The organism is Trebonia sp., from assembly GCF_030042015.1.
In the GTDB taxonomy this organism is placed as follows: domain Bacteria; phylum Actinomycetota; class Actinomycetes; order Streptosporangiales; family Streptosporangiaceae; genus Trebonia.
The window spans coordinates 15692-36708 of the sequence record NZ_JASIAL010000436.1; the positions used below are offsets into that span (position 1 = coordinate 15692).

Consider the following 21017-nt stretch of genomic DNA (forward strand, 5'->3'; position numbering starts at 1 on the left):
TCCGCGAACCGCTATGCGATAACCTTCCCGCGCGTGGCGCCGCCCCGCCCGCGCAGGGTCACGCCGGTCTCGGTAAGGAGCCGGTGAATGAACCCGTACGATCTCCCCGTGGCCGACGCAAGCGCCCGGATGGACTCGCCCCCGTCGTAGCGCTTCTTGAGGTCGGTTGCCAGCTTGCTGCGGTCCGGCCCGGTCACCCGGGTGCCCTTCCTGAGGGTCTCGGCCACACGTACCTCCCGTATGGTGGAACTCATTGCGCTCGGCCCCCCATTTGCAATGATCACCTATCGGGGCGTACTTGGCCACCCGCTTGGTCAGGCGAGTGCGACGAGATCGGCGAAATCCTCGCTCCACGCGTCTTCGGTTCCCTCGGGCAGCACGATTACCCGTTCCGGGGATAGCGCGTCAACCGCTCCCTCATCATGAGTAACAAGAACAATCGCGCCCTGATATCCTGCGAGCGCGGCGAGGATCTCCTCCCGGCTGGCCGGGTCCAGGTTGTTTGTCGGCTCGTCAAGCAGCAGCACGTTCGCCCCGGACACCACGAGAAGTGCCAGCGCAAGCCGGGTCTTCTCGCCGCCGGAAAGGACGCCCACGGGTTTATCGACATCGTCGCCTGAGAACAGGAATGACCCCAGAACACGGCGCTGCTCGGAATCGGTGAGTTCCGGCGCCGCGGTCCGCATGTTCTCCAGGAGAGTGCGCTCGTTATCCAGCGTCTCGTGCTCTTGGGCGTAATATCCAAGGCGCAGCCCGTGTCCTGCCGTGACTTTTCCCGTGTCGGGCTTTTCCACGCCGGCGAGTAGCCGCAGCAGCGTGGTCTTGCCCGCGCCGTTAAGCCCGAGGACGACGACCCGGCTCCCCCGCTCGACGGCCAGGTCGACATCGGTGAACACCTCGAGCGAGCCGTAGGACTTGGACAGCCCGCTGGCGGTCAGCGGGATGCGCCCGCACGGCGCCGGCACCGGGAACCTGAGCCTGGCGGCCCGGTCCGCGACTCGTTCGGTCTCCACCCCGGCGAGCAGCCGCTCGGCGCGCCGCTGCATGTTCTGCGCGGCCCGCGCCTTCGTCGCCTTGGCCCGCATCTTGTCCGCCTGCGCCTGCAGCGCGGTCGCCTGCCGCTCGGCGTTGACCCGCTCCCTGCGGCGCCGCCGCTCGTCGGCCTCGCGCTGTTCCAGGTAGGCCTTCCAGCCGACGTTGTAGATGTCCAGCACGGCGCGGTTGGCGTCCAGGTGGAAGACCTTGTTCACGACCTGCTCGATCAGCCCGACGTCGTGGCTGATGACGACCAGGCCGCCGCGGAAGCTCTTGAGGTGGTCGCGCAGCCACACGATCGAGTCGGCGTCCAGGTGGTTGGTGGGCTCGTCGAGCAGCAGCGTCTGGCTGTCGCCGAACAGGATCCGCGCGAGTTCGACCTGCCGCCGCTGCCCGCCGGACAGCGTGCGCAGCGACTGGTGCAGCACCTGGCCGGGCAGCCCGAGGCTCGCGGCCAGGCTGGCCGCCTGCGCCTCGGCCGCGTACCCGCCGAGGACCGCGAGCCGGTCAGACAGGGTTCCGTAGCGCCGGATCGCCTTCTCCGCGACGCCTTCGTCCGCGTCCGCCATCTGCGCCTCGGCCTTGCGCATCGCCTCGCGCACCTCGTCGAGCCCGCGGGCGGACAGCACCCGGTCGAGCGCGAGCACGTCGAGGTCGCCGGTGCGCGGGTCCTGCGGCAGGTAGCCGACGCTGCCGGTGCGCCGGACGGTGCCCGCCGCGGGCTGGGCGTGCCCGGCGAGCACCTTCGCCAGCGTGGTCTTGCCCGCGCCGTTGCGCCCGACGAGGCCGATCCGGTCCCCCTCGGCGACCTGGAACGAGGCTTCCGCGAGCAGCAGCCGGGCGCCGGCGCGCAACTCCACGCCGCTGGCGACGATCACGGTTACCCACTCCAGCTCTGTCAGCGATAAACGGACATGACGATTTGTCGATACGGCGGGCGCTCCGCCTTCGGCGCTCCCGATCGTCGCAGTGGCGGCAAGGCCTTCAGGATAGCCGATCAGCCGGCCGGGGTCGTCAGCCTTATCCGCACGGCGAGGAACAGCCGCGGCGTGTCCCGCAGCACCGCGAGCTTCGGGTCGGGGACGGTCAGGAACCGGTCCGTGGCCAGTTCCAGGCAGGACAACAGCCGCGGGTCCTCCCGCAATCCCGCAACCGCCCGCCTGTCCCCGCCGAGCACGACCGCGTCCAGTGCTCCCCAGCGCCCGAACACTGCGGCAGCGGCATCGGCGGCCGCCTGCAGCGCCTCCGCCGCCTGCTTCTCCCTTCGCCTGGCGAACCTGTGCTGCGACCAGCCGCCGGCCGCGCTGCGCCCGTGGACCAGCCGTGAGCCGGTCTTCGAGTCCGCGAGCACCGGGGGCGACCCGGTGAAGACGCCCGCCGCGTAGCCGCCGAGCCGGACAAGCAGCACGCCCACCGTCCGCGGGATCGCGGAGTGGGCGGCGATCGCCGAGGCGTAAGCAGCCGGGCCGGCGGGGTCCGCCGCGGACGCCGCCGGCAGCCCGTGGACGGGCGGGAACGGCGGATGGCATTCGGCGACCGCGCCGTCCGCTGCTGTGAAGATCACAGCGTCCCCGGCGCGGGTCACCGCGAGGCCGGCCGGCGCGGCTTCGCCGTGCCGGCCGGCGAAGGAGTCGATCCAGCCAGGGAACCGCGCCGCCGGCACGTCGAGCCATTTACTGGCATGACCTTCGATGTTCTTCACTACGCACTGCCTCATCGTGTTTACTATCCGTACAGCAGAAGGGTGTCCACATCCAACGTCCACGTCCACGAGCCCACCGAGGAAGACCCATGCTCCCGATCGATCCCGCCGACGGTCTAGGGGGCGGCGTCGTGCCCGCGCAGCCCCTCCCCCCTCCTGCCGACGTTCTTCCTGCTCAGGCCATGGCGCATGGCGGCACGCTTGTGCGGCCTGGCGCTGTCGCCTGGGGCGGCGCCAGGGACGCGCCTGACGGAGCGTACTCCTCCTGCGAGGTGGTCGAGCAGGTCCTCGCCGCCGTCATCAAGGACCCCGAACGGATGGACGACCTGCTCCACGAGCTCGCCCGCGCCCGGCTCTGGGTCCCGCTGCCGGCCGGCCGGCGGCCGGTCACCGACGGCTCCGCGGTCGCGCTGCCGACGGTGACCTACCTGGGCGCCGAGTTCGTGCCGTGCTTCACCTCGATTCAGCGCCTGGCCGGCTGGGCCGGCTCGCCGGCGGCGGAGGCGGCCCAGGACGCGGCGCCGGGAGCGGCCGCGGACGCTTCTGGCGGCGGCAGGTACCCGCCCGGCGAGTACCAGTTCGCCGACGTCGAGCGCCCCTGGCAGCGGGCGGGGGACTCCCGCGTGGTGCCGCACATCGTCGTGCCGGCCGCCGCGCTCGCCCGGCACCTGCCCGCCGGGCTCGGTCTCGCGCTCAACCCGGGCGCCGAGGCGAGCGTGCCCATCTATCCCGAGGGCGTCACCGAGCTCGCCGCCGTCCACACCCCGGCAGCCGGCGACGCGGCCGGCGGCGTCCCTGTGCGGGTCGGGCATCCCCCGGCCGAGCCCGAGGCGCTGCTGCGTGAGGTCAGCACCGGCCTGCACGCCCTGCCGTCGGTGCGGTACGCGTCGCGTGCCTGGCTGTCGGTGCCCGGCCAGGGCGAGGGCCTGATCATTTCGGTCGCCCTCGATGACCCGGCCAGCGAACCTGCCCACGAGGCGGTCGTCGGCACGATCGAGCGCGCCGTCGCCGCGGTGCCGCTGCAGGCCCCGTTCCCGATCGACGTCACGTTCCCCGGCGAATTCGAGCCGGACCTGGTAGACGACTGGGTAGCGAAGAACACCGCCCCCTTCTACACCCGCGATTAGCAGGGGCGGCCCCTCCCGCTGGCCTTGCAGGCACGGGGCTCAGATGTTGAAGCCGAGGGCGCGAAGCTGTTCGCGGCCGTCTTCGGTGATGTTCTCCGGGCCCCACGGCGGCATCCAGACCCAGTTGATCCGGAAGTCGGAGACCACGCCGTCCAGGGCCTCGCGCGCCTGGTCCTCGATCACGTCGGTGAGCGGGCACGCGGCGCTGGTCAGGGTCATGTCGAGGGTGGCGATCTTGTCGGCGTCGACCTCGATGCCGTAGACGAGGCCGAGGTCGACCACGTTGATGCCCAGTTCCGGGTCGACGACGTCGCGCAGGGCCTCCAGGACGTCTTCGACTTCCTGGGACAGGCCCTCGTCCGCGTTCTCAGTCATGCTGCCCTCCGTTGCTGTCGGCGAGCGCCCGCGCGGTCGCGTCCTTCCACGCCATCCAGCCAAGCAGCGCGCACTTGATGCGGGCCGGGTACTTGGAGACGCCGGCGAAGGCCACCGCGTCCTCGAGAATGTCCTCATCAGGCTCGGACACTGACGCCTGGCCCTTGGACTGCATCAGCGACAGGAAGGCGTCGCTGATCTTCATCGCCTCGCTGACCGGCTTGCCGATCACGAGGTCGGTCATCACCGAGGCGCTTGCCTGGCTGATCGAGCAGCCAAGGGAGTCATAAGAAACGTCCTCGACCACCTGGTCGCCGCCGACATCCTTGAGCGTGACCCGCAACGTCACCTCGTCGCCGCACGTCGGGTTGACGTGGTACACCTGGGCATCGTACGGCTCCCGCAGGCCCCTGTGGTGCGGGTTCCTGTAGTGGTCCAGGATGATCTCCTGGTACATCGACTCAAGCTGCATGGTGCTTCCTTGCAACGCAGCGGGGACAACGGGTGTTCCTGAGCATCAGACCCCGAAGAACTGCTTGGCGTAGCGCACCGCGTCCGCGAGGGCCTCGATCTCGTCGTGCGTGTTGTAGATGTAGAAGCTGGCCCGGGTCGACGCCTGGCAGCCCAGCGCACGGTGCAGCGGCCAGGCGCAGTGATGCCCGGTCCGCACCGCGACGCCAAGCTCGTCGAGCACCTGCCCGACGTCGTGCGGGTGCACGCCAGCCACGCCGAAGGCGACGGCTCCGCCGCGGTCCTTCGTCGTGTCCGGGCCGATGATCCGCACGCCGGGGATCGCCTGCAGCGCGTCGAGCGCGTGCGCGGTCAGCGACTCCTCGTGCGCGGCCACGTTGTCCATGCCGAGCGCGGTCAGGTAATCGATCGCCGCGGCGAGGCCGGCCGCCTGCGCCACCGGCGGCACGCCCGGTTCGAACCGCGCGGGCGGGGGCAGGAACGTCGTCTCCTCCATCCGGACGACCTCGATCATCGACCCGCCGGTAAGGAACGGCGGCAACGCGTCGAGCCTGTCGGAGCGACCCCACAGGACGCCGAGGCCAAGCGGCCCGAGCATCTTGTGCCCGGAGAAGGCGAGGAAGTCGGCGCCGAGCGCGGTCACGTCCACCGGGTGGTGCGGCACGGACTGCGCGCCGTCGACGAGCACGAGCGCGCCGGCCTCGTGCGCCAGCCGGGCGATCTCGGCGACCGGCGGGATCACCCCGGTGACGTTCGACTGCCCGGTCACCGCGACGATCTTCGTCCGGCCGGTGACAAGCGACGGGTCCACGTCGAGCCGGCCGTCGGGCAGCGCCCTGAACCAGCGCAGCGTGGCGCCGGTGCGAAGAGCCAGCCGCTGCCAGGGCACCAGGTTGGCGTGGTGCTCGATCTCGGTGATCAGGATCTCGTCGCCCGGCCCGAGCGAACCGGTCAGCCCGAACGCGACCAGGTTGATCGCCTCGGTCGCGTTCTTGGTGAACACGATCTCGTCCGGCGACGCCGCGCCGACGAACGCGGCCACGCATCCCCGCGCGCCCTCGTAGATCTCGGTCGCCTCTTCGCCGAGCAGGTGCGTGCCGCGGTGCGCGGCCGCGTTGTGCCGCTCGTAGTACTCCCGCTCGGCAGTCAGCACCGCGGCCGGCTTCTGCGACGTCGCGCCCGAGTCCAGGTAGACAAGCGGCTTGCCGTTGCGAACCGTCCGGGACAGGATCGGGAAGTCCGCGCGGATCGCGGCGACGTCAAGGGGCCCGGTCACGGTCATGACACCGTCGCCTCCGCCGCCGGGGTGAATCGCTCGTAGCCTTCCTTCTCCAGGATCTCGGCCAGCTCGGGGCCGCCCTCCTCGACGACCCGGCCGGCGACGAACACGTGCACGAAGTCCGGCCGCACGTACTCAAGGATCCGGTTGTAGTGGGTGATCAGCAGCACCCCGTGGCCCGGCCTGGCGCGGAACCTGTTGATGCCCTCGGCGACGACCTTCAGCGCGTCCACGTCGAGGCCGGAGTCGGTCTCGTCGAGCACCGCGATCTTCGGGTCGAGCAGCTCAAGCTGCAGGATCTCGTGCCGCTTCTTCTCACCGCCGGAGAACCCCTCGTTGACGCTTCGTTCGGCGAACTTCGCGTCGATGGCGAGGTCGCCCATCGCGCCGCGCATCTCCTTCATGAAGTCGCGCAGCTTCGGCGCCTCGCCGCGGACGGCGGTCACCGCGGTGCGCAGGAAGTTCGACACCGACACGCCCGGCACCTCGATCGGGTACTGCATCGCGAGGAACAGCCCGGCCCGGGCGCGGGCGTCCACGGTCATCGCCAGCACGTCCTCGCCGTCGAGGGTGACACCGCCCTGCGTGACGATGTATTTCGGATGCCCGGCGATCGCGTACGCCAAGGTGGACTTGCCTGAGCCGTTCGGTCCCATGATGGCGTGCGTCTCCCCGTCCCTGACGGTGAGGTTGACGCCGCGCAGGATCTCGCGGAGGGTTCCGTCGGCTTCCGCGACGGACACGCGCAGGTCCTTGATGGTGAGGGTGGACACCTATGACTCCTGATCTATGGCGATGAGGACGTCGTCGCCCTCGATTGTCACTGGGTAGACGGGAACCGGCTCGGTCGCGGGCATGCCGGTCGGCTTGCCGCTGCGCAGGTCGAAACGGGACCCGTGCAGCCAGCACTCGATCGTGCAGCCGTCGACCTCGCCCTCAGACAGCGGCACCTCGGCGTGCGAGCACACGTCCTGGATCGCGAACACCTCGCCCCTGGTGCGCACGATCGCGACCGGCTCGGGCAGCCCGGCCAGCTCGACGGACAGAGGCTCGCCGTCGGCGAGGTCGGACAGCGCGCAGGCCCTCACAAGCTCGGTCATGCCAGCTCCGCCTCGATTTTCGCCGCGATGCGCTCCTCAAGCTCGGGCACGCCGATCAGGGCGACCAGCTCGCCGAAGAAGCCGCGGATCACCAGGCGCCTGGCCTCGTCCAGCGGGATGCCGCGGGCCATCAGGTAGAACAGGTGCTCGTCGTCCAGCCGCCCGTTGGCGCTGGCGTGCCCGGCGCCGACGACCTCGCCGGTGAGGATCTCCAGGTTCGGCACGGAGTCGGCGTGCGCCCCGTCGGTGAGCACCAGGTTCCTGTTGTACTCATAGGAGTCGGTGCCGGTGGCCTGCGGGCGGATCAGCACGTCGCCGATCCACACGGTGTGCGCGCCTTCGCCGCGCAGCGCGCCCTTGTACCGGACGCGGCTGCGGCAGTTCGGGGTGTCGTGGTCGACGAACAGCCGGTGCTCCAGGTGCTGCCCGCCCGTTTTTGCAGACGCGTCAGCGAAGCAGATGCCGTACAGCTGCGCGTCGCCGCCCGGGCCCACGTAGCGGACCGTCGGGGACAGCCGGACCAGCGAGCCGCCCAGCGTCACCGCGAAGTGCCTCAGCCGCGCGTCCCGGCCGAGCGTCGCGTGGTGGTGGCTGACCTGCACCGTGTCGTCGGCCCAGTCGGCGAGCGACACGACCATCAGGTCGCCGCCGTCGGCGACGTTGATCTCCACGTTGTCGGCGTAGGTCGCGCTGCCCTGCTGGTCGATGACCACCACGGCGCGGCCGAACGGCTGCACGTCGATGACCGTGTGGCCCGCGCTCGCGGCGCCGGCGCCGGCGCCGGTCACCCGGATGTACGTCGGCCGGGAGGCGGTTGCCTCCTTGGGCACGGTGACCGTCGTTATCAGCTCGGCAGCCGCGAACGCGCGGGCGCTCACCCGGTCCGTGGGGAGGAAGGTGCTGTCGGCAGCAAGCCGGGACCGTTCGGAATAGTCGATTTCAGGGGCGGCGTCGACGGCCACCTTCGTGCCTGACAGCAGCGGCGCGTCGGTGTGCAGGCCGCGCAGCCGGCGCAGCGGGGTGAACCGCCACTCCTCCTCGCGGCCCGTGGGCACGGCGAAGTCCGCGGGGTCCCGCGAACCGAGCGCGTGCAGGCTGGACACCGGGGCGGTCTCGACCGCCCCGCCAAGCGCTGACATCAGCCGACCGCCCCTTCCATCTGCAGCTCGATCAGCCGGTTGAGCTCGAGGGCGTACTCCATCGGCAGCTCGCGGGCGATCGGCTCGACGAAGCCGCGCACGATCATCGCCATCGCCTCGTCCTCGGTCAGGCCGCGGCTCATCAGGTAGAAGAGCTGGTCTTCCGAGATCTTGGAGACGGTGGCCTCGTGCCCCATCTCGACGTCGTCCTCGCGGATGTCGTTGTAGGGGTAGGTGTCAGAGCGGCTGATCGTGTCCACGAGCAGCGCGTCGCACTTCACGGTCGACTTGGAGTGCGCCGCGCCCTCCTGCACGTTGACCAGGCCCCGGTAGGACGTGCGGCCGCCCGCCCTGGCGACGGACTTGGAGACGATCGTGGAGCTGGTGTTCGGCGCGCAGTGCACCATCTTCGCTCCCGCGTCCTGGTGCTGGCCCGCGCCGGCGAACGCCACCGACAGCGTCTCGCCCTTGGCGTGCTCGCCCATCAGGTAGACCGCCGGGTACTTCATCGTCACCTTGGAGCCGATGTTGCCGTCGATCCACTCCATCGTGGCGCCCTGCTGCGCGACCGCGCGCTTGGTGACCAGGTTGTAGACGTTGGTGGACCAGTTCTGGATCGTGGTGTACCGGCAGCGGGCGTCCTTCTTGACGATGATCTCGACGACGGCGCTGTGCAGGGAGTCGGACTTGTAGATCGGCGCGGTGCAGCCCTCGACGTAGTGCACGTACGCGCCCTCGTCGACGATGATCAGCGTCCGCTCGAACTGGCCCATGTTCTCTGTGTTGATCCGGAAGTAGGCCTGCAGCGGGATCTCCACGTGCACGCCCTTCGGCACGTAGATGAAGGACCCGCCGGACCACACCGCGGTGTTCAGCGCGGCGAACTTGTTGTCGCCTGGCGGGATCACGCTGCCGTAGTATTCCCTGAACAGGTCCGGCTGCTCTTTGAGGGCGGTGTCGGTGTCCAGGAAGATGACGCCCTTGGCCTCAAGGTCCTCGCGGATCTTGTGGTAGACGACCTCGGACTCATATTGCGCGGCGATTCCGGCGATTAGGCGCTGCTTTTCCGCTTCCGGAATTCCGAGTTTATCATAGGTGTTTTTGATATCCGCCGGAAGCTCGTCCCAGCTCGCCGCCTGCTTCTCGGTCGAGCGGACGAAATACTTGATGTTGGCGAAGTCGATGCCGGACAGGTCCGCGCCCCAGGCGGGCAGTGGCTTGCGGTCGAAGTACTTCAGGCCCTTCAGCCGCAGGTCGAGCATCCACTGCGGCTCGTTCTTGCGGGCCGAGATGTCGCGCACCACCTCTTCGGACAGTCCGCGACGCGCGGACGCGCCCGCGATGTCGGGGTCGGCCCAGCCGAACTTGTACGTGCCCAGCCCGTCGAGCTGGTCATTCGTGGTGGTCGTCATGTTGTCAGAGCCCTCCGGACTCGCTCGTGTCGTTATCCGTTGCCATGCCCCCGCCACGGGGGCTGGCGCATGTCACGTGGGTCGTGCAGATCCCGTCGCCGTGCGCGATCGTCGCCAGCCGCTGCACCGGGGTGCCGAGCAGCCGGCCGAACGCCTCCGTCTCCGCCTCGCACAGCTGCGGGAACTCGGCCGCGACGTGCGCGACCGGGCAGTGGTGCTGGCAGATCTGCTCGCCAGCGACGTTCATCGCGCCGATCGCCGGCGCCGGGCCGGCCGACGCGGCGTACCCGTCGGCGGACAGCGCCCCGGCCAGGGCCTGCACGCGTGTGGGCAGGTCGCCCGTGACGACCGAGGCGTAACGCCGCTCGAGTTCGGACACCTGCCGCCTGGCGAACGCCGCGACGGCCTGCTGGCCCATCGTTTCGGCGACGAACCGCAGCGCGCTCGTCGCCAGGTCGTCGTAGGCGTGCTCGAACGCGCTGCGCCCTGCGTCGGTGATGACGAACAGCTTCGCCGGCCGTCCCCGGCCGCGGTTGCCGTACGTGCGAGCGATGCGCGTTTCGATCATGCCGTCGCTGATGAGGTTGTCCAGGTGCCGCCGGATGGCCGCCGGGGTGAGCCCAAGCCGTCCGCCCAGTGTCGCGGCGGTCGACGGGCCGAGCTCGAGGATCAGCCGCGCGACCTGGCCGCGGGTGCCGCGCTCGGTGAGCGTGCTGCCGTGCGCCGTGCTGCCGCGCAGTACAGCGCTCGCGCCGGACGCCTGATTCCCGGCGCCGCGCGCGGCGGCGCCGGCCGCCTCGGGCGCACCGGTCTTTTTCACAACATCATTGTGCCGTAAATGGGGAGGCCGCCGCAAGTTTTTCTCAACATCGACGTGACGTAAATCACCCTCAGCCGACGCGCTCAGGGCGCTCAGGGTGCTCAGGGGGCCGCTCACCGCGCTCAGGGCGGTGGCTCGATGTAGTGGCGTTCCTCGTAGACCTCCGCTGCCCGCTGGTTGCGGCGCCGCATGAGCGCGACCACGATGCTCGCGACGAGCCCTACGGCCCCGCCGATCATGAAGATCACGCCCACGACCTTCAAGTCGACATAACTGCCCGACCAGCTGACGGCGAAACGCAGGATCGCGCCGACGATGACGAGCAGGGCACTGACGCCAACGCTCACGGTCGCCTACCTCCCTCGAGAACCCCTGCGGACTATTGACTCCCGCGGCGGCCTCGCCCGCCTCACCCTGACGGGGCGAATCCGCCGGCTACACCACGCCGGCCAGCCCGAGGCAGCCGTTGACGATGAGCACCACGCCGCACAGGCCAAGCGCGTAGACCGCGACCGCCTTGCCGTGCGCGCGCAGCCAGTCGCTGATCCTTTTCAGCTGCCGCTCCGTGGCCTGCGGAGCGGCCAGGTAGGCCAGCAGGGGAATCCAGACGACCATGCACGTGATCAAGATGATGATCACCAGGGTCAGCGCCGTGATCGGGATGTCCGCCCGTGCGGTGGCGGGTACCTGGACGGCGGCGACGAACGTCGCCGACGGCGCGAAGATCAGCACGCCGGCCGCGAACGCCGTCCGCGCGCTCGGCATGGAGATCAGCCGGGCCATCAGCCCTTGCCGCCGCGGCTCAGCCGGGTCGGGAGCGGGCCGTTTGCGCCGGGTGACGAAGACCGCGGCGCCGACCGCGAGGATGCCCAGGCCCAGGCGCAGCCCGTAGCGCGGGTCGTGTCCGCGGGGCAGGTTCAGGCCGGTGGCGCGCAGCACGAAAAGCACCACGAGCGCCATCACCACGGTCATGGCGAAGGCGCCGATCACGTAGGAGAACGCGGTCAGCCGGGGGTTGGCCGAGCCGAGGAACACGGCCATCACGATCAGCGCCGTCGGGGAGACGGCCGCGAGGACGGCGAAACCCGCCGCCTCACCGATCACTGCCGTCGCCCCCCGGCGCGCGGTTCATCGCTGCGGCGCCGCGTGCGGGGCGGTCCCGGCCGGCCCCGGCCTGGACCGCCCGCCGATCAGCTCGATGAGGCCGAGCACCACGAGCAGCACCACCACGAGCCAGATGACGACGGCCACCGTCGGGTGGCCCCAGAAGACGAAGACCAGCGCGGCTACGGCGACCGCCGCGGCGCGCAGCAGGGTCTTGTGCGCGCCGGTCCAGTCGCCGACCGGCCCGGTCCGCACGCCCGCCCGCTCGCCGCGGGCGCGCAGCCAGTCGATGCCGGCCCGCGCCCCGGCCCTGGTCCGCACCGCGGTGACGGATGGCCCGGTCAGGAAGGCCCCGGCCGCGACGACCAGGCCGACCACCAGGAGCACCCGCAAGCCTTCCCTGACGAAGCGGATGAGGGTGTCGTAGGCGGCCGCGGCCGCGGCCGGCGGCAGCACCGACGGGGGGACGCTGTTCAGGTAGATGCTGCGGGCGATCGTCAGCGCGATGCCGAGCACGAGCATCGACGCGGACAGGCCGAGGGCCGCGCCGATCAGCGCCCGCCTGTGCCGGCGGGCCGCGTACACGCCAAGGGCGAGCAGCGCGAGCGCGAGGAAGGGCAGCACCCACCGCAGCGTGACGATCAGCCGGTAGCCCTGCTGCGCCTTGGCCAGGTTGGGCGCGGCGAACAGCGGGAACGTGGAGTTGACCGTCGGGAGCTTGTCGACGACGGTGAGCCCGCGCGCGCTGAGCTGGTGCTTCACCTCGGTGATGAGCGGGCCGAGCTGGAGCACGACCTCCCCGTTGACCACGCTGACCGCCCCGCCCCCCTGGCCGGACAGGACCCGGACCAGCCCGGCGTGCGCGATCCGGTTGACTTGCACCCACGTCGCCGCTATCGCGGGACTCGCCACTACCCGCGCGACGGCCGCGCCCACGGCGCTGTTGACGCCGCTCGCGATCTGCCCATCGAAGTTCTTCAGCAGGTCCGCGAGCCGGGTCAGGTGGCTGCTTTGCAGCTGGTCCGCCGCCTGGGCGGTCAGCGCCTGCACGTCGAGCTGGCGGGTGATCTGGTCCGTGATCTTGGCGCTCACCGCCTGCTGAATCGGCGGCTCGGAGATCAGCGGTGCCATGTTCGCCACGTACCGGTCGGTGTTGGACACCTGGTTGGCGGCCCAGACGCCAAGGACCGCGACGGGAGCGAGCACGCAGCCAAGCACGATGAGCACGGCCGACACCGGAGCGCGCCAGCGGCCCCGCCGCGCCGGCGCGGCGGGGCCGCTGGCGCGCTCATCGCGCAGATGGCGGACCTCGGCCCGCAGCCGCTCGAGTTCGGCGTGCTCGTCCTGCGAGCTCACCGCGCCCTGGGGGCCTGCCGTGCTCTTGCTCTCGGAGCCCGCTGCCGTGCCGGGCCCGTCGCTGCCCTCGGACAACGCTCGCTCCTGCCGCCGAGTCACTACCGTCGGAGGAACATGGTGCCCCGCTTCTTGGCGGCTCTTATCACCCGCCAGAGGTGAACACGGTCAGCCTGGGCTGGCCGGCGCGCGACAGTCACCCGGCGGGGGTGGCGTAGCGACGCGCCCGAGTGGCACGCAGTTTCGTGTAACCCACTCATGAACGGGAGGAACACCGATGTTCGCGATGCGCCGCGCAGCAGTCGTACGGCGCCGGCGCGGCGGCCGCGACCGCGGGGATGCTGGCCTTAGGGCTTGCCCGCTCGTGGCGCTGGGGGCCCCGCCGCCAGACGCCGACGGCCTCACAGCAGCTGCAGGCGGCGGCCGCGGGCGACGGCGTCCCGCCTGGATGTCACCCCGAGCTTGTGGTAAGTGGACCGCAGGTGGGTCTTGATCGTGTTCACCGACAGGAACAGCGCGTCCGCGATCTCCTGGTTGGTCAGGTGCGAGTGCAGCAGCCGCAGCACCGCCATCTCACTGGCGGTCAGCGGCGGTGCCGCGTCGTTCGCGGACCCGCTGCCCGCCGCCTTGGGCGGCAGCTGGCACACGAAGCGCTCCTGCACGCGGGCCGCGAACGCGGCGGCCGGGCTGGCCGGCGGCACCATGATCGCTATCGCCGAGTGGATGGCGCCGCCGAAGTCGAGGAACGGCCGGTAGGAGTCGTGCGGCTCGGCGATCATCAGCGCCTGTTCGAGCAGCGCCGCGGCCTCGCCGTGGGCACTGAGCCGGCGGTTGGCGATGGTGGCCGTCAGCAGCGCGGTGATCCGGTTCCGCAGCGTCCCGTCCGGCACGGCTGAGCCGTCCAGGCACCGGTTGGCCATCTCCAGCGCGGCCGCTGGCTCGCCTTGCGCCAGCAGCAGCCGTGCCGCCGCCACGATCTGCTCGGCGGTTCGCGGGTACCGCCCGGCACTGTCGTCCGCGCCGGCTGCCAGGCTGCCCGCCGCCGTGTCCGCCGTGTCCGCCGCGCCGGGGGCCGGGCCGAGCGCCGCGACCGCGACAGGGACGTCGCCGGCCTGGAGCGCGATGTCGGCGCCGAACGCGTCAAGCGGTGCCAGCTGCGGGCCGCACTTGTCGTGCAGCAGCAGCACGATGCCGCGGGCGCCGGCGGTGTCCCCGCCGGCCAGCGCGACACGTGCCCGGACCAGCATCCGCAGCACGTCCATGTCCGGCTCCCCCGGCAGCCAATCGAAGGCCGCGGCGTCGAGTGAATCGAGCAGCTCCCCTGCCGACCGCAGCTCGTCCCGCTCGACGGCAAGCTGCGCGGCGGTGAGGATCGCCAGGTGCCGGCCCGCGGGGTCGGCCGTGTCGCTGTCGCGAAGCCGGGTCAGTATCTCCTCGGCGGCTCCGAGGTCGCCGTAGAGCGACTCCGCGACCGCCTGCCAGCCGCGGGCACGGTCCAGTGGCCCGGTGAGCCCGGCGGCCGCCAGCTGGTGGCCTGCATGCCCGAGCGCCCGGCGCGCGTCCGCGATCCGCCACCTGCACAGCATCGCGGTGCCGAGCGCCAGCCAGAGCATGCCGAGGGCGCGATGGGCCGACAGCGTGCCGGCCCGGGCCTGTGCCTTCTCGGCCAGCGCCCACCCGTCGGCGAGCGCGCTCCCATCCAGGGCGGTCGCGCCCGCACCCACGGCCTCGGCTGTTTGCATCACCCGCAGCGCCGCCAGCCATAGCTCGACAAGGGGCCGGATGGGCGCCGGGCAGCGGGCGAGCCCTTGCTGGGCGTAGGTCCAGTAGGCAGCGGCCGATTCCGGGTCCCGGCGGCACAGCCGCGCCGCGGCCAGGGTAGCGGCCACGACAGGGTCGCCGGAGCGCCGCTCGGCGGGAAACAGCCGCAGCGCCTCCTCCAGGTCCGCCATCTGCCCAGGCACCACTCCGACGATCCCGGCCTCGGCCAGCGCCTGCGAGGCCTGGTCCCAGTCCGCCGCCTCGGCGGCGCACCGCATGGCCTGGACCACGTCGCCGCGGGAGGCGTGCCAGCGCGCGGCCCGGCCGAACAGCACCGGCACCTCCTCAGGCGTCCGCCGAAGTTCGGCCAGCAGGACCTCGCGCAGGCACGGGTGATACCGGTACTGCCCGTGGTCGTCGCGCGCGACGAAGCTGTTCTCCCTGTCAAGCTGGTCAAGGACCCCGGCGCCGCCGGACTCGCGGGTCAGCCAGTCGGCGTATTCCCCGGTGAGGCGCTCGGCGACGCTCGTGCGCCGCAGGAACAGCTGGATGTGCGCGGGCTGCCGGTCCAGGACCTCGTCGCGCATGTAATCCTCGAGGAGAGCGTCGCCGCTGATGCCGCTGATGTTGACGGTTCCGTCCCTGTTCGCGCGCAGCGCCGCCAGCCGCAGGCCAGCCATCCAGCCCTCGGTATTCCTGAGCAGGTCGTCGCGCTCGGCCGTCTCGGCGGCGAGGCCGAGCTTGGCGAAGTAGGCGTCCGCGTCGGCCGGCGTGCACGCCAGGTCGGCGGTGCCCACCTCGGCGAGGTCGCCGGCCACCCGCATCCGGGCGAGGTGCAGCCCGGGGACGCGGCGGCCGCACAAGATGATGCGCAGCGCGGGCGGCGCGTGATGGATGAGGAACCCGAGCCCCGCCAGGATGCAGCTGTCCGCCAGGACGTGCACGTCGTCGAGGACGAGCGCGACGGGCGCGGCCAGCCCGCGCATGGTGTCCATCAGGGTGATGGGCAGGTCGTCGGCGGAACTGCGGCTGCGCGGGACCAGCGCGGGCGTGAGCTCGGAGCCGCCGATCGCGAGCGCGGCGCTCATATAGGCCCAGAACCTGCCCGGTTCCCTGTCACCCTCGTCAAGGTTGAGCCACGCGACACGTCGTGACCGTGCGACGGCGGTTGCCCAGGTGGCGCAGGCGACCGTCTTCCCGGCACCGGCCGGGGCGGTGATCGCGGTGACTGGATGCGTTGCTGCCCGCTCGATCAACCCGGTCAGGCGACTGCGTGGGACTATGTCGGCACCAAGCCGGGGCACCCGCAGCTTGTCGTCAAGCAGGCATGACTCATGCCCATGCCCATGGCCATGCTTCGCCTCACCGGAGATTTGAGCGACTTGCGAAAGTTGCGTCACTTAACTCTCCCCCGTCGCAAGAACCTACCCCTACCTCGATAGGGGTAATCCAGCGATCGGTCACCGGGGCCCTCGGCCGCCGCGCCGGCGCGATCATCATAGCTGATCGTAAGTTATTTCGAATATTTGATATTCAGTCAAAAGACTCGCTTCCCCGTCAAATCACCCAGGTGGGGTGAAGACCCGCGCGACCGGCGGTCGGTACGTTCGCGACCCAGTGGCGCCGGCTTTGCCGTGGCGCCACGTCTGAAGGGAGGCAGTTCGATGAGCCACACAGACGACCAGCCGGCTCGCGACGCCGGGACACAGGCCGGCCCGCAGACTCCCGCGGGCAGGCCGCAGACAGCCCAGCCGCCGCAGGCAGCGGAGGCCACGCAGACCGTACCGGCCACGCGGCAGGAGACCAGCCAGTACGTGCCCCGCCCGGCGCAGAGCTTCGACGACGCCGGCTACGCCGAGCCGAGGCCGGCCGGCGCGGTGCTCGGCTTCTCGATCACGGCGGCGGTGCTGATGATGGTGTCCGGCCTGTGGAACTTCCTCGAAGGACTCGCCGCCATCATCAGGGGCTCGTTCTTCGTCACGCTGCCGCACTACGTGTACAACGTCTCCATCACCGGCTGGGGATGGATCCACCTCATCGTGGGCGCGGCCGTGTTCGTGGCCGGCGTGTTCCTGTTCATGGACAAGCTCTGGGCACGGATCGTCGGCATCGTCCTCGCCTGCATCAGCGCCGTGCTCAACTTCCTGTACATCCCCTACTCCCCCGTCTGGTCGGTGGTGGTGATCGCCATCGACGTGGTCATCGTCTGGGCGCTGCTGTCTCCCCGGACCCGGTACGCCGGCCAGCGCTGACCCTCGGACGGCCAGTCCCAACCGGCCCCAAGGCCCCTTAGCGGTCGATGGCGAGCGTGATGCCGTCCACGCCGCTTGCGCGCCCGGCTTGCCCGCGCACGACGGCGTCCGCGCGGGCGGCCAGCCGCAGGGGCTCGGCGATCACGTCGAGGAGTGCCCCGGCCGCCGGGGTGTGGGCCTGCACGGTCACCGAGCGCAGCCGCGCCGTGCTGCCAAGCCGCAGCTCGGCGCGCAGCGCGCGGGTGGCGTCGAGCAGCACGGTGAGCTGGTCCACGGTCCGCCGGTCCGACTCCGACCGCCACGCTGGGTCGGCGGCCGGCCAGCGCGACAGGTGCAGCGACCCGGCATCCTCACGCGCCGCGTAGAACCGCTGGTACAGGTGCTCGGTGACGAACGGCGCGAACGGCGCGAACAGCCCGAGCAGCACCCGGAACGACTCCCACAGCGTCCACAGGGCGCTCGCCCGGCCGCTGTCGTCGCCGCGGTCCGCGGCCAGCCGGTCCTTGATCATCTCCAGGTACCTGTCGCAGTACACCGACCAGAACATCCGCGACGCCGCCTGGTGCGCCTGCATGTAGTCGTGCGCGTCGAAGGCGTCGGTCGACAAATCGACAGTCTCCGCGAGGTGCGACAGCAGCCAGCGGTCCACCACGTCCCGGCCGGCCGCGGCCACGTACGGACCGGGCGGCGGCGACCCGCCAAGGTGCAGCGAGGCGAACCGCCCGACGTTCCACAGCTTGACGGCGAACTTGCGCCCGGCCCGCACGTCCTTCTCGTTGTAGCGCAGGTCCGATCCGATCCGCCCCTTGGTCGCCCACAGCCGCAGCGCGTCCGCGCCGTACTTCGCGAGCACGTCGTCGGGGACGTACCTGTTGAACCCGTCCGCCCCGGTGTGCCGCTCCAGGTCGCGCTTGGAGATCTTGCGGCCCTGCTCGTTCAGCCCCCACCCGGAGATCAGCGCCGTCCGCCACGGGAGCCGCCCGAACAGCAGCTCCGACTGCACGACCGAATAGAACAGCCAGGTCCTGATGATCTCGAAGGCCTGCACCCGCATCGACATCGGCGCGAGCGCGGGGTCGGTGCCGGCCCCCGGCATCGCCCATCCGTCGTTGATCTGGGGCGTCAGCGACGACGTCATCCAGGTGTCCATCACGTCGGGGTCGCCCGCCAGGGACGAGGAGCCGCACGACGGGCAGGCCGCCACCGGCGGGTCGTCGGCAAGCGGGTCCACCGGCAGGTCGGCGGCCCGCGCCAGCACCGGGGTCGCGCACGCGGCGCAGAACCACACGGGAAACGGCACGCCGTAGTACCGCTGCCTGGTGATGTTCCAGTCCCATTTCAGCCCGTCGATCCAGTCCTCGAGGCGCCGCCGCATGGACGGGGGAATCCACTCGATCTCGGCCGCCCTGGCGCGGAAGCGGTCGGCGTGCGACCGCACCGCGATGAACCACTGCGGCCGGATCTGGAACTCCACCGGCGTCTGGCACCGCTCGTGCACCCCGACCACCTGCCGGACCGGATCCGCGCCAGCCAGGAACCCCGCGGCTTCGAGCGCCGTCACGATCGCCTGACGCGCCTGGGCCAGCGGCAGCCCCGCGAACGGGCCGGCCAGCTCGCCGAGCCGGCCGTCCGCGGTCACCACCATCCGCAGCGGCAGCCCGTCCCGCCGCCACTTGACCGCGTCCTCGCTGTCGCCGAACGTGCACACGATCATCAACCCGGTGCCGAACTCCGGGTCCACCGACTCGTCGGTCAGCACCGGCACTTCGTGGCCGAACAGGGGGACCGTCGCCCGCGTGCCCGCGATCGGGGCGTAGCGCGGGTCGGCCGGGTGACAGTACAGCGCCACGCAGGCGGGCAGCAGCTCCGGCCTGGTGGTGGCGATGCTCAGTTCCTGACCACGGGCGGCACCCGGGAACGCGATCCGGTACAGCCGGCCCGTCCGCTCCAGGTCCTCCACGTCCGCCTGGGCGAGCGCGGTCCGGTCCTCCGGGCACCACAGGATCGGGTCGCTGGCCCGGCGCAGGTGCCCGGCCTGAAACAGCGCGATGAAGCTCGTCTGCGCGGTCCGCTGGCAGCGCTCGTCGATGGTCGAATAGCGCAGCGACCAGTCGACCGACAGGCCGAGCCGCCGCCACAGCTCCTCGTACCGCACGGCGGTGCGCTGCGTCTGTTCCAGGCACAGCCGCACGAACTCGGCCCGCGGCAGGTCGGCGGCCCGCACCCCGTACGCCTGCTCGACATACCGCTCGGTAGGCAGCCCGTTGTCGTCGAAGCCGATGGGGTAGAACACGCGCTCGCCGCGCATCCGCCGGTAGCGCACGATGAAGTCCGGCTGCGAGTAGCTCATCGCGTGCCCGACGTGCAGGTGCGCCGCGCTCACGTACGGGGGCGGCGTGTCGACGCTGAAGACCTGGCCCGCACCCGACCGGTCGTACCGGTACACGTCGCGCTCTTCCCACAGCGCGCGCGCGGCGGCTTCCACCGCCTGGTGGTCGTACTCGCTGGCCTCCATGCCCGCTGAGGGTAGCGCCGCGCTCGCCAAGGGCGAAAAGCATTTTTCAGCGGAACGAAGCGGGGCTCCTCGCCCGCCCGCCGCCGCTGCCTGCCGCCGCGCACGCGAAAGTTTGCCCTGCGTATACGGGCCATTGGTGTCTCTCGTCGTGGATGGCGCTACGCTGTGTGCGCCTCGCTCTACCGCTCCCGGTGCCCGCTCTGGTGCATGATGGAGCCAAGTCGGGGGAAGGACTGGAGTTTCATGGCTTCGCCACGGCCTGATGTCACCGAACTGCTCGACGTTCCCGTCCCGCCGGGCGGCGCGGTGATAGCCATCAGCGACCTGCACCTCCCGCCGGAGCGCACCGCCGTGTCCGGCCGGTGCTGCGAGGTGCTCGCGAGCAGGCTCGCCGAGCAGACCGCCCCGGTCACGGTCGTGCTCGCCGGGGACATCGTCGAGATGCTCGCGTTCCCCGGCACCACGGCGGGCGACATCCTGCAGGCGCACGACGACCTGTGCCAGGCGCTCGCCGGGGTCACCGGGCGCGGCGGGCAGGTCATCTACACGGTCGGCAACCACGACGGGGACCTGGCCTGGGACCTGAAGGCCGCCGACGCGGTGCGCGACCTCACCGGCGCGAAGCTCTGCCTCGCGGCCGACCTGCGGCTGCCGGGCGGCGAGCGGATCCGGGTCGAGCACGGTCACCAGCTCGACCCGTACAACTGCTTCCACGACCCGCGCAACCCGCTGGACACCCCGCTTGGCCACCACATCGTCCGCGAGGTCATCCCGAAGATCGAGTGGCTTGGCCGGGACTGGCTGACCGGCGCGCACGAGATGGCCGACCCGGGCGACTTCCCCTCGTTCGTGGCGTCCCGGCTCGTCTACCGCAAGCTGGTCCGCCACCTGTGGTGGCTGGTCCTGCTGCCGATCGTCACGTTCGCCCTGGTGCTGCCAGAACTGGGGCGGGTGGGCAGCAGGTTCCCCGACACCGCCACGGTGGTGCACGACGTCGAGATCCTCGGGTACGGCGCGGCGATCGACATCGTGATCATCGCGCTGATCCTGGCGATCATGTCCCGGCGGGCATGGACGTCGATCAGCGCGCTGGCGCTGGCCGAGCGCGGCTACGGGCAGAACACCGCGGCCAGGCTGCGGGCCGACGACCTCATCGCCGACGGCTACGCCGGCTTCGTGTCCGGGCATACGCACCATCCTGAGCTGCGCGCGCACGGCGCCGGCTTCTACGCCAACGCCGGCTCGTGCACCTCGGTCGTGGAGGCGATCGACACCATGCGCGGCATGCCGCCTGTGTACCTGCGCACCCAGCAGCTGTCCTGGCTGGAGATCACCGCGGGCGGCGACCGGCCGTGCCGCGCGCAGCTGAAGTCCGCCCGCGTCGAGCTTCCCGGGGCGACCAGGCTCGAACGGGTCATGGCGGCCGCCCGCAACCCGCACGCCTCGGCCCCCTGCTCGGTCGCGTCGTGGCCGGACGGTCCCGACTGGCCCGCGCACCGCAAGCACCTGCGCGACCGCAAGCACCTGAGCAAGCACCTGAGCAAGCACCCAACGCCGTAGACTGCGTGCGTG

At 71.1% G+C, this 21017-nt stretch carries 19 protein-coding genes; 3 read left to right on the forward strand and 16 right to left on the reverse strand.

The window, feature by feature from the left end:
* Nucleotides 1-11 precede the first annotated feature (11 nt).
* From Q1N79_RS23385 to Q1N79_RS23395, 3 genes are all read right to left on the reverse strand, one after another.
* Entirely contained in the window at nucleotides 12-227 is a 216-nt protein-coding gene (locus tag Q1N79_RS23385; protein ID WP_300612438.1) for a helix-turn-helix domain-containing protein, read from the reverse strand.
* Between the two features lie 87 nt (nucleotides 228-314).
* On the reverse strand, nucleotides 315-1913 hold the full coding sequence (locus Q1N79_RS23390) for an ABC-F family ATP-binding cassette domain-containing protein (RefSeq protein WP_300612440.1): 1599 nt from the start codon (nucleotides 1911-1913) through the stop codon (nucleotides 315-317).
* A 119-nt stretch (nucleotides 1914-2032) separates the two neighbouring features.
* The gene (locus Q1N79_RS23395) at nucleotides 2033-2752 is read right to left on the reverse strand and encodes an acVLRF1 family peptidyl-tRNA hydrolase (RefSeq protein ID WP_300612442.1); all 720 of its coding nucleotides are present in this window, start codon (nucleotides 2750-2752) and stop codon (nucleotides 2033-2035) included.
* 74 nt (nucleotides 2753-2826) lie between these two features.
* Here Q1N79_RS23395 and Q1N79_RS23400 point away from each other — a divergent pair, with 74 nt between their 5' ends.
* Nucleotides 2827-3864: an enhanced serine sensitivity protein SseB C-terminal domain-containing protein gene (locus Q1N79_RS23400; RefSeq protein ID WP_300612444.1), complete on the forward strand. Its 1038-nt coding sequence runs from the start codon at nucleotides 2827-2829 to the stop codon at nucleotides 3862-3864.
* A 39-nt stretch (nucleotides 3865-3903) separates the two neighbouring features.
* Here Q1N79_RS23400 and Q1N79_RS23405 read toward each other — a convergent pair whose 3' ends face one another.
* From Q1N79_RS23405 to Q1N79_RS23460, 12 genes are all read right to left on the reverse strand, one after another.
* Nucleotides 3904-4239: a metal-sulfur cluster assembly factor gene (locus Q1N79_RS23405; RefSeq protein ID WP_300612446.1), complete on the reverse strand. Its 336-nt coding sequence runs from the start codon at nucleotides 4237-4239 to the stop codon at nucleotides 3904-3906.
* Nucleotides 4232-4711, reverse strand: coding sequence for a Fe-S cluster assembly sulfur transfer protein SufU (gene sufU, locus Q1N79_RS23410; RefSeq protein ID WP_300612448.1), 480 nt, complete (start codon nucleotides 4709-4711; stop codon nucleotides 4232-4234). The genes Q1N79_RS23405 and sufU overlap by 8 nt, the downstream gene beginning before the upstream one ends.
* Before the next feature lie 45 nt (nucleotides 4712-4756).
* Complete coding sequence (locus tag Q1N79_RS23415; RefSeq protein ID WP_300612450.1) at nucleotides 4757-5992, reverse strand: SufS family cysteine desulfurase; 1236 nt, start codon at nucleotides 5990-5992, stop codon at nucleotides 4757-4759.
* Entirely contained in the window at nucleotides 5989-6762 is a 774-nt protein-coding gene (gene sufC, locus Q1N79_RS23420) for a Fe-S cluster assembly ATPase SufC (protein ID WP_300612452.1), read from the reverse strand. The genes Q1N79_RS23415 and sufC overlap by 4 nt, the downstream gene beginning before the upstream one ends.
* Nucleotides 6763-7089 carry a non-heme iron oxygenase ferredoxin subunit gene (locus Q1N79_RS23425; RefSeq protein WP_300612454.1) on the reverse strand — a complete coding sequence of 109 codons (327 nt, stop codon included), beginning with the start codon at nucleotides 7087-7089 and terminating at the stop codon, nucleotides 6763-6765.
* Complete coding sequence (gene sufD / locus Q1N79_RS23430; protein ID WP_300612456.1) at nucleotides 7086-8228, reverse strand: Fe-S cluster assembly protein SufD; 1143 nt, start codon at nucleotides 8226-8228, stop codon at nucleotides 7086-7088. Before sufD ends, Q1N79_RS23425 begins: the two co-directional genes overlap by 4 nt.
* Nucleotides 8228-9640 carry a Fe-S cluster assembly protein SufB gene (gene sufB, locus Q1N79_RS23435; protein WP_300612458.1) on the reverse strand — a complete coding sequence of 471 codons (1413 nt, stop codon included), beginning with the start codon at nucleotides 9638-9640 and terminating at the stop codon, nucleotides 8228-8230. Before sufB ends, sufD begins: the two co-directional genes overlap by 1 nt.
* Nucleotides 9641-9644: 4 nt before the next feature.
* Entirely contained in the window at nucleotides 9645-10379 is a 735-nt protein-coding gene (locus Q1N79_RS23440; RefSeq protein WP_300612539.1) for a metalloregulator ArsR/SmtB family transcription factor, read from the reverse strand.
* A gap of 203 nt (nucleotides 10380-10582) precedes the next feature.
* Nucleotides 10583-10807: a DUF6458 family protein gene (locus Q1N79_RS23445; protein ID WP_300612460.1), complete on the reverse strand. Its 225-nt coding sequence runs from the start codon at nucleotides 10805-10807 to the stop codon at nucleotides 10583-10585.
* A gap of 88 nt (nucleotides 10808-10895) precedes the next feature.
* Nucleotides 10896-11564, reverse strand: a complete 669-nt coding sequence (locus tag Q1N79_RS23450) for a GAP family protein (protein ID WP_300612462.1) — start codon at nucleotides 11562-11564, stop codon at nucleotides 10896-10898.
* Between the two features lie 24 nt (nucleotides 11565-11588).
* Nucleotides 11589-12995: a hypothetical protein gene (locus Q1N79_RS23455; protein ID WP_300612464.1), complete on the reverse strand. Its 1407-nt coding sequence runs from the start codon at nucleotides 12993-12995 to the stop codon at nucleotides 11589-11591.
* A gap of 323 nt (nucleotides 12996-13318) precedes the next feature.
* Complete coding sequence (locus Q1N79_RS23460) at nucleotides 13319-15934, reverse strand: LuxR C-terminal-related transcriptional regulator (protein ID WP_300612466.1); 2616 nt, start codon at nucleotides 15932-15934, stop codon at nucleotides 13319-13321.
* Nucleotides 15935-16342: 408 nt separating this feature from the next.
* Here Q1N79_RS23460 and Q1N79_RS23465 point away from each other — a divergent pair, with 408 nt between their 5' ends.
* Nucleotides 16343-16930 (forward strand): hypothetical protein, encoded by a 588-nt coding sequence (locus Q1N79_RS23465; protein WP_300612468.1) that lies wholly within the window; start codon nucleotides 16343-16345, stop codon nucleotides 16928-16930.
* A 37-nt stretch (nucleotides 16931-16967) separates the two neighbouring features.
* Here the strand turns inward: Q1N79_RS23465 and Q1N79_RS23470 are convergent, their stop codons facing one another.
* Nucleotides 16968-19445, reverse strand: coding sequence for a valine--tRNA ligase (locus tag Q1N79_RS23470; protein ID WP_300612470.1), 2478 nt, complete (start codon nucleotides 19443-19445; stop codon nucleotides 16968-16970).
* A 243-nt stretch (nucleotides 19446-19688) separates the two neighbouring features.
* Here Q1N79_RS23470 and Q1N79_RS23475 point away from each other — a divergent pair, with 243 nt between their 5' ends.
* A complete protein-coding gene (locus Q1N79_RS23475; RefSeq protein WP_300612472.1) occupies nucleotides 19689-21005 on the forward strand; it encodes a hypothetical protein in 1317 nt (438 codons plus the stop codon).
* The last annotated feature ends 12 nt before the right edge of the window (nucleotides 21006-21017 follow it).

Excerpts from the sequence above, each read along its gene's own strand:
- Q1N79_RS23405 (WP_300612446.1), bottom strand. The coding sequence starts at position 4,239 with ATGACTGAGAACGCGGACGAGGGCCTGTCCCAGGAAGTCGAAGACGTC.
- Q1N79_RS23395 (WP_300612442.1), bottom strand. The coding sequence starts at position 2,752 with ATGAGGCAGTGCGTAGTGAAGAACATCGAAGGTCATGCCAGTAAATGG.
- Q1N79_RS23415 (WP_300612450.1), bottom strand. The coding sequence starts at position 5,992 with ATGACCGTGACCGGGCCCCTTGACGTCGCCGCGATCCGCGCGGACTTC.
- Q1N79_RS23470 (WP_300612470.1), bottom strand. The coding sequence starts at position 19,445 with ATGGAGGCCAGCGAGTACGACCACCAGGCGGTGGAAGCCGCCGCGCGC.
- Q1N79_RS23425 (WP_300612454.1), bottom strand. The coding sequence starts at position 7,089 with ATGACCGAGCTTGTGAGGGCCTGCGCGCTGTCCGACCTCGCCGACGGC.
- Q1N79_RS23400 (WP_300612444.1), top strand. The coding sequence starts at position 2,827 with ATGCTCCCGATCGATCCCGCCGACGGTCTAGGGGGCGGCGTCGTGCCC.
- sufD (WP_300612456.1), bottom strand. The coding sequence starts at position 8,228 with ATGTCAGCGCTTGGCGGGGCGGTCGAGACCGCCCCGGTGTCCAGCCTG.
- Q1N79_RS23475 (WP_300612472.1), top strand. The coding sequence starts at position 19,689 with ATGGCTTCGCCACGGCCTGATGTCACCGAACTGCTCGACGTTCCCGTC.
- sufB (WP_300612458.1), bottom strand. The coding sequence starts at position 9,640 with ATGACGACCACCACGAATGACCAGCTCGACGGGCTGGGCACGTACAAG.
- Q1N79_RS23465 (WP_300612468.1), top strand. The coding sequence starts at position 16,343 with ATGAGCCACACAGACGACCAGCCGGCTCGCGACGCCGGGACACAGGCC.
- sufU (WP_300612448.1), bottom strand. The coding sequence starts at position 4,711 with ATGCAGCTTGAGTCGATGTACCAGGAGATCATCCTGGACCACTACAGG.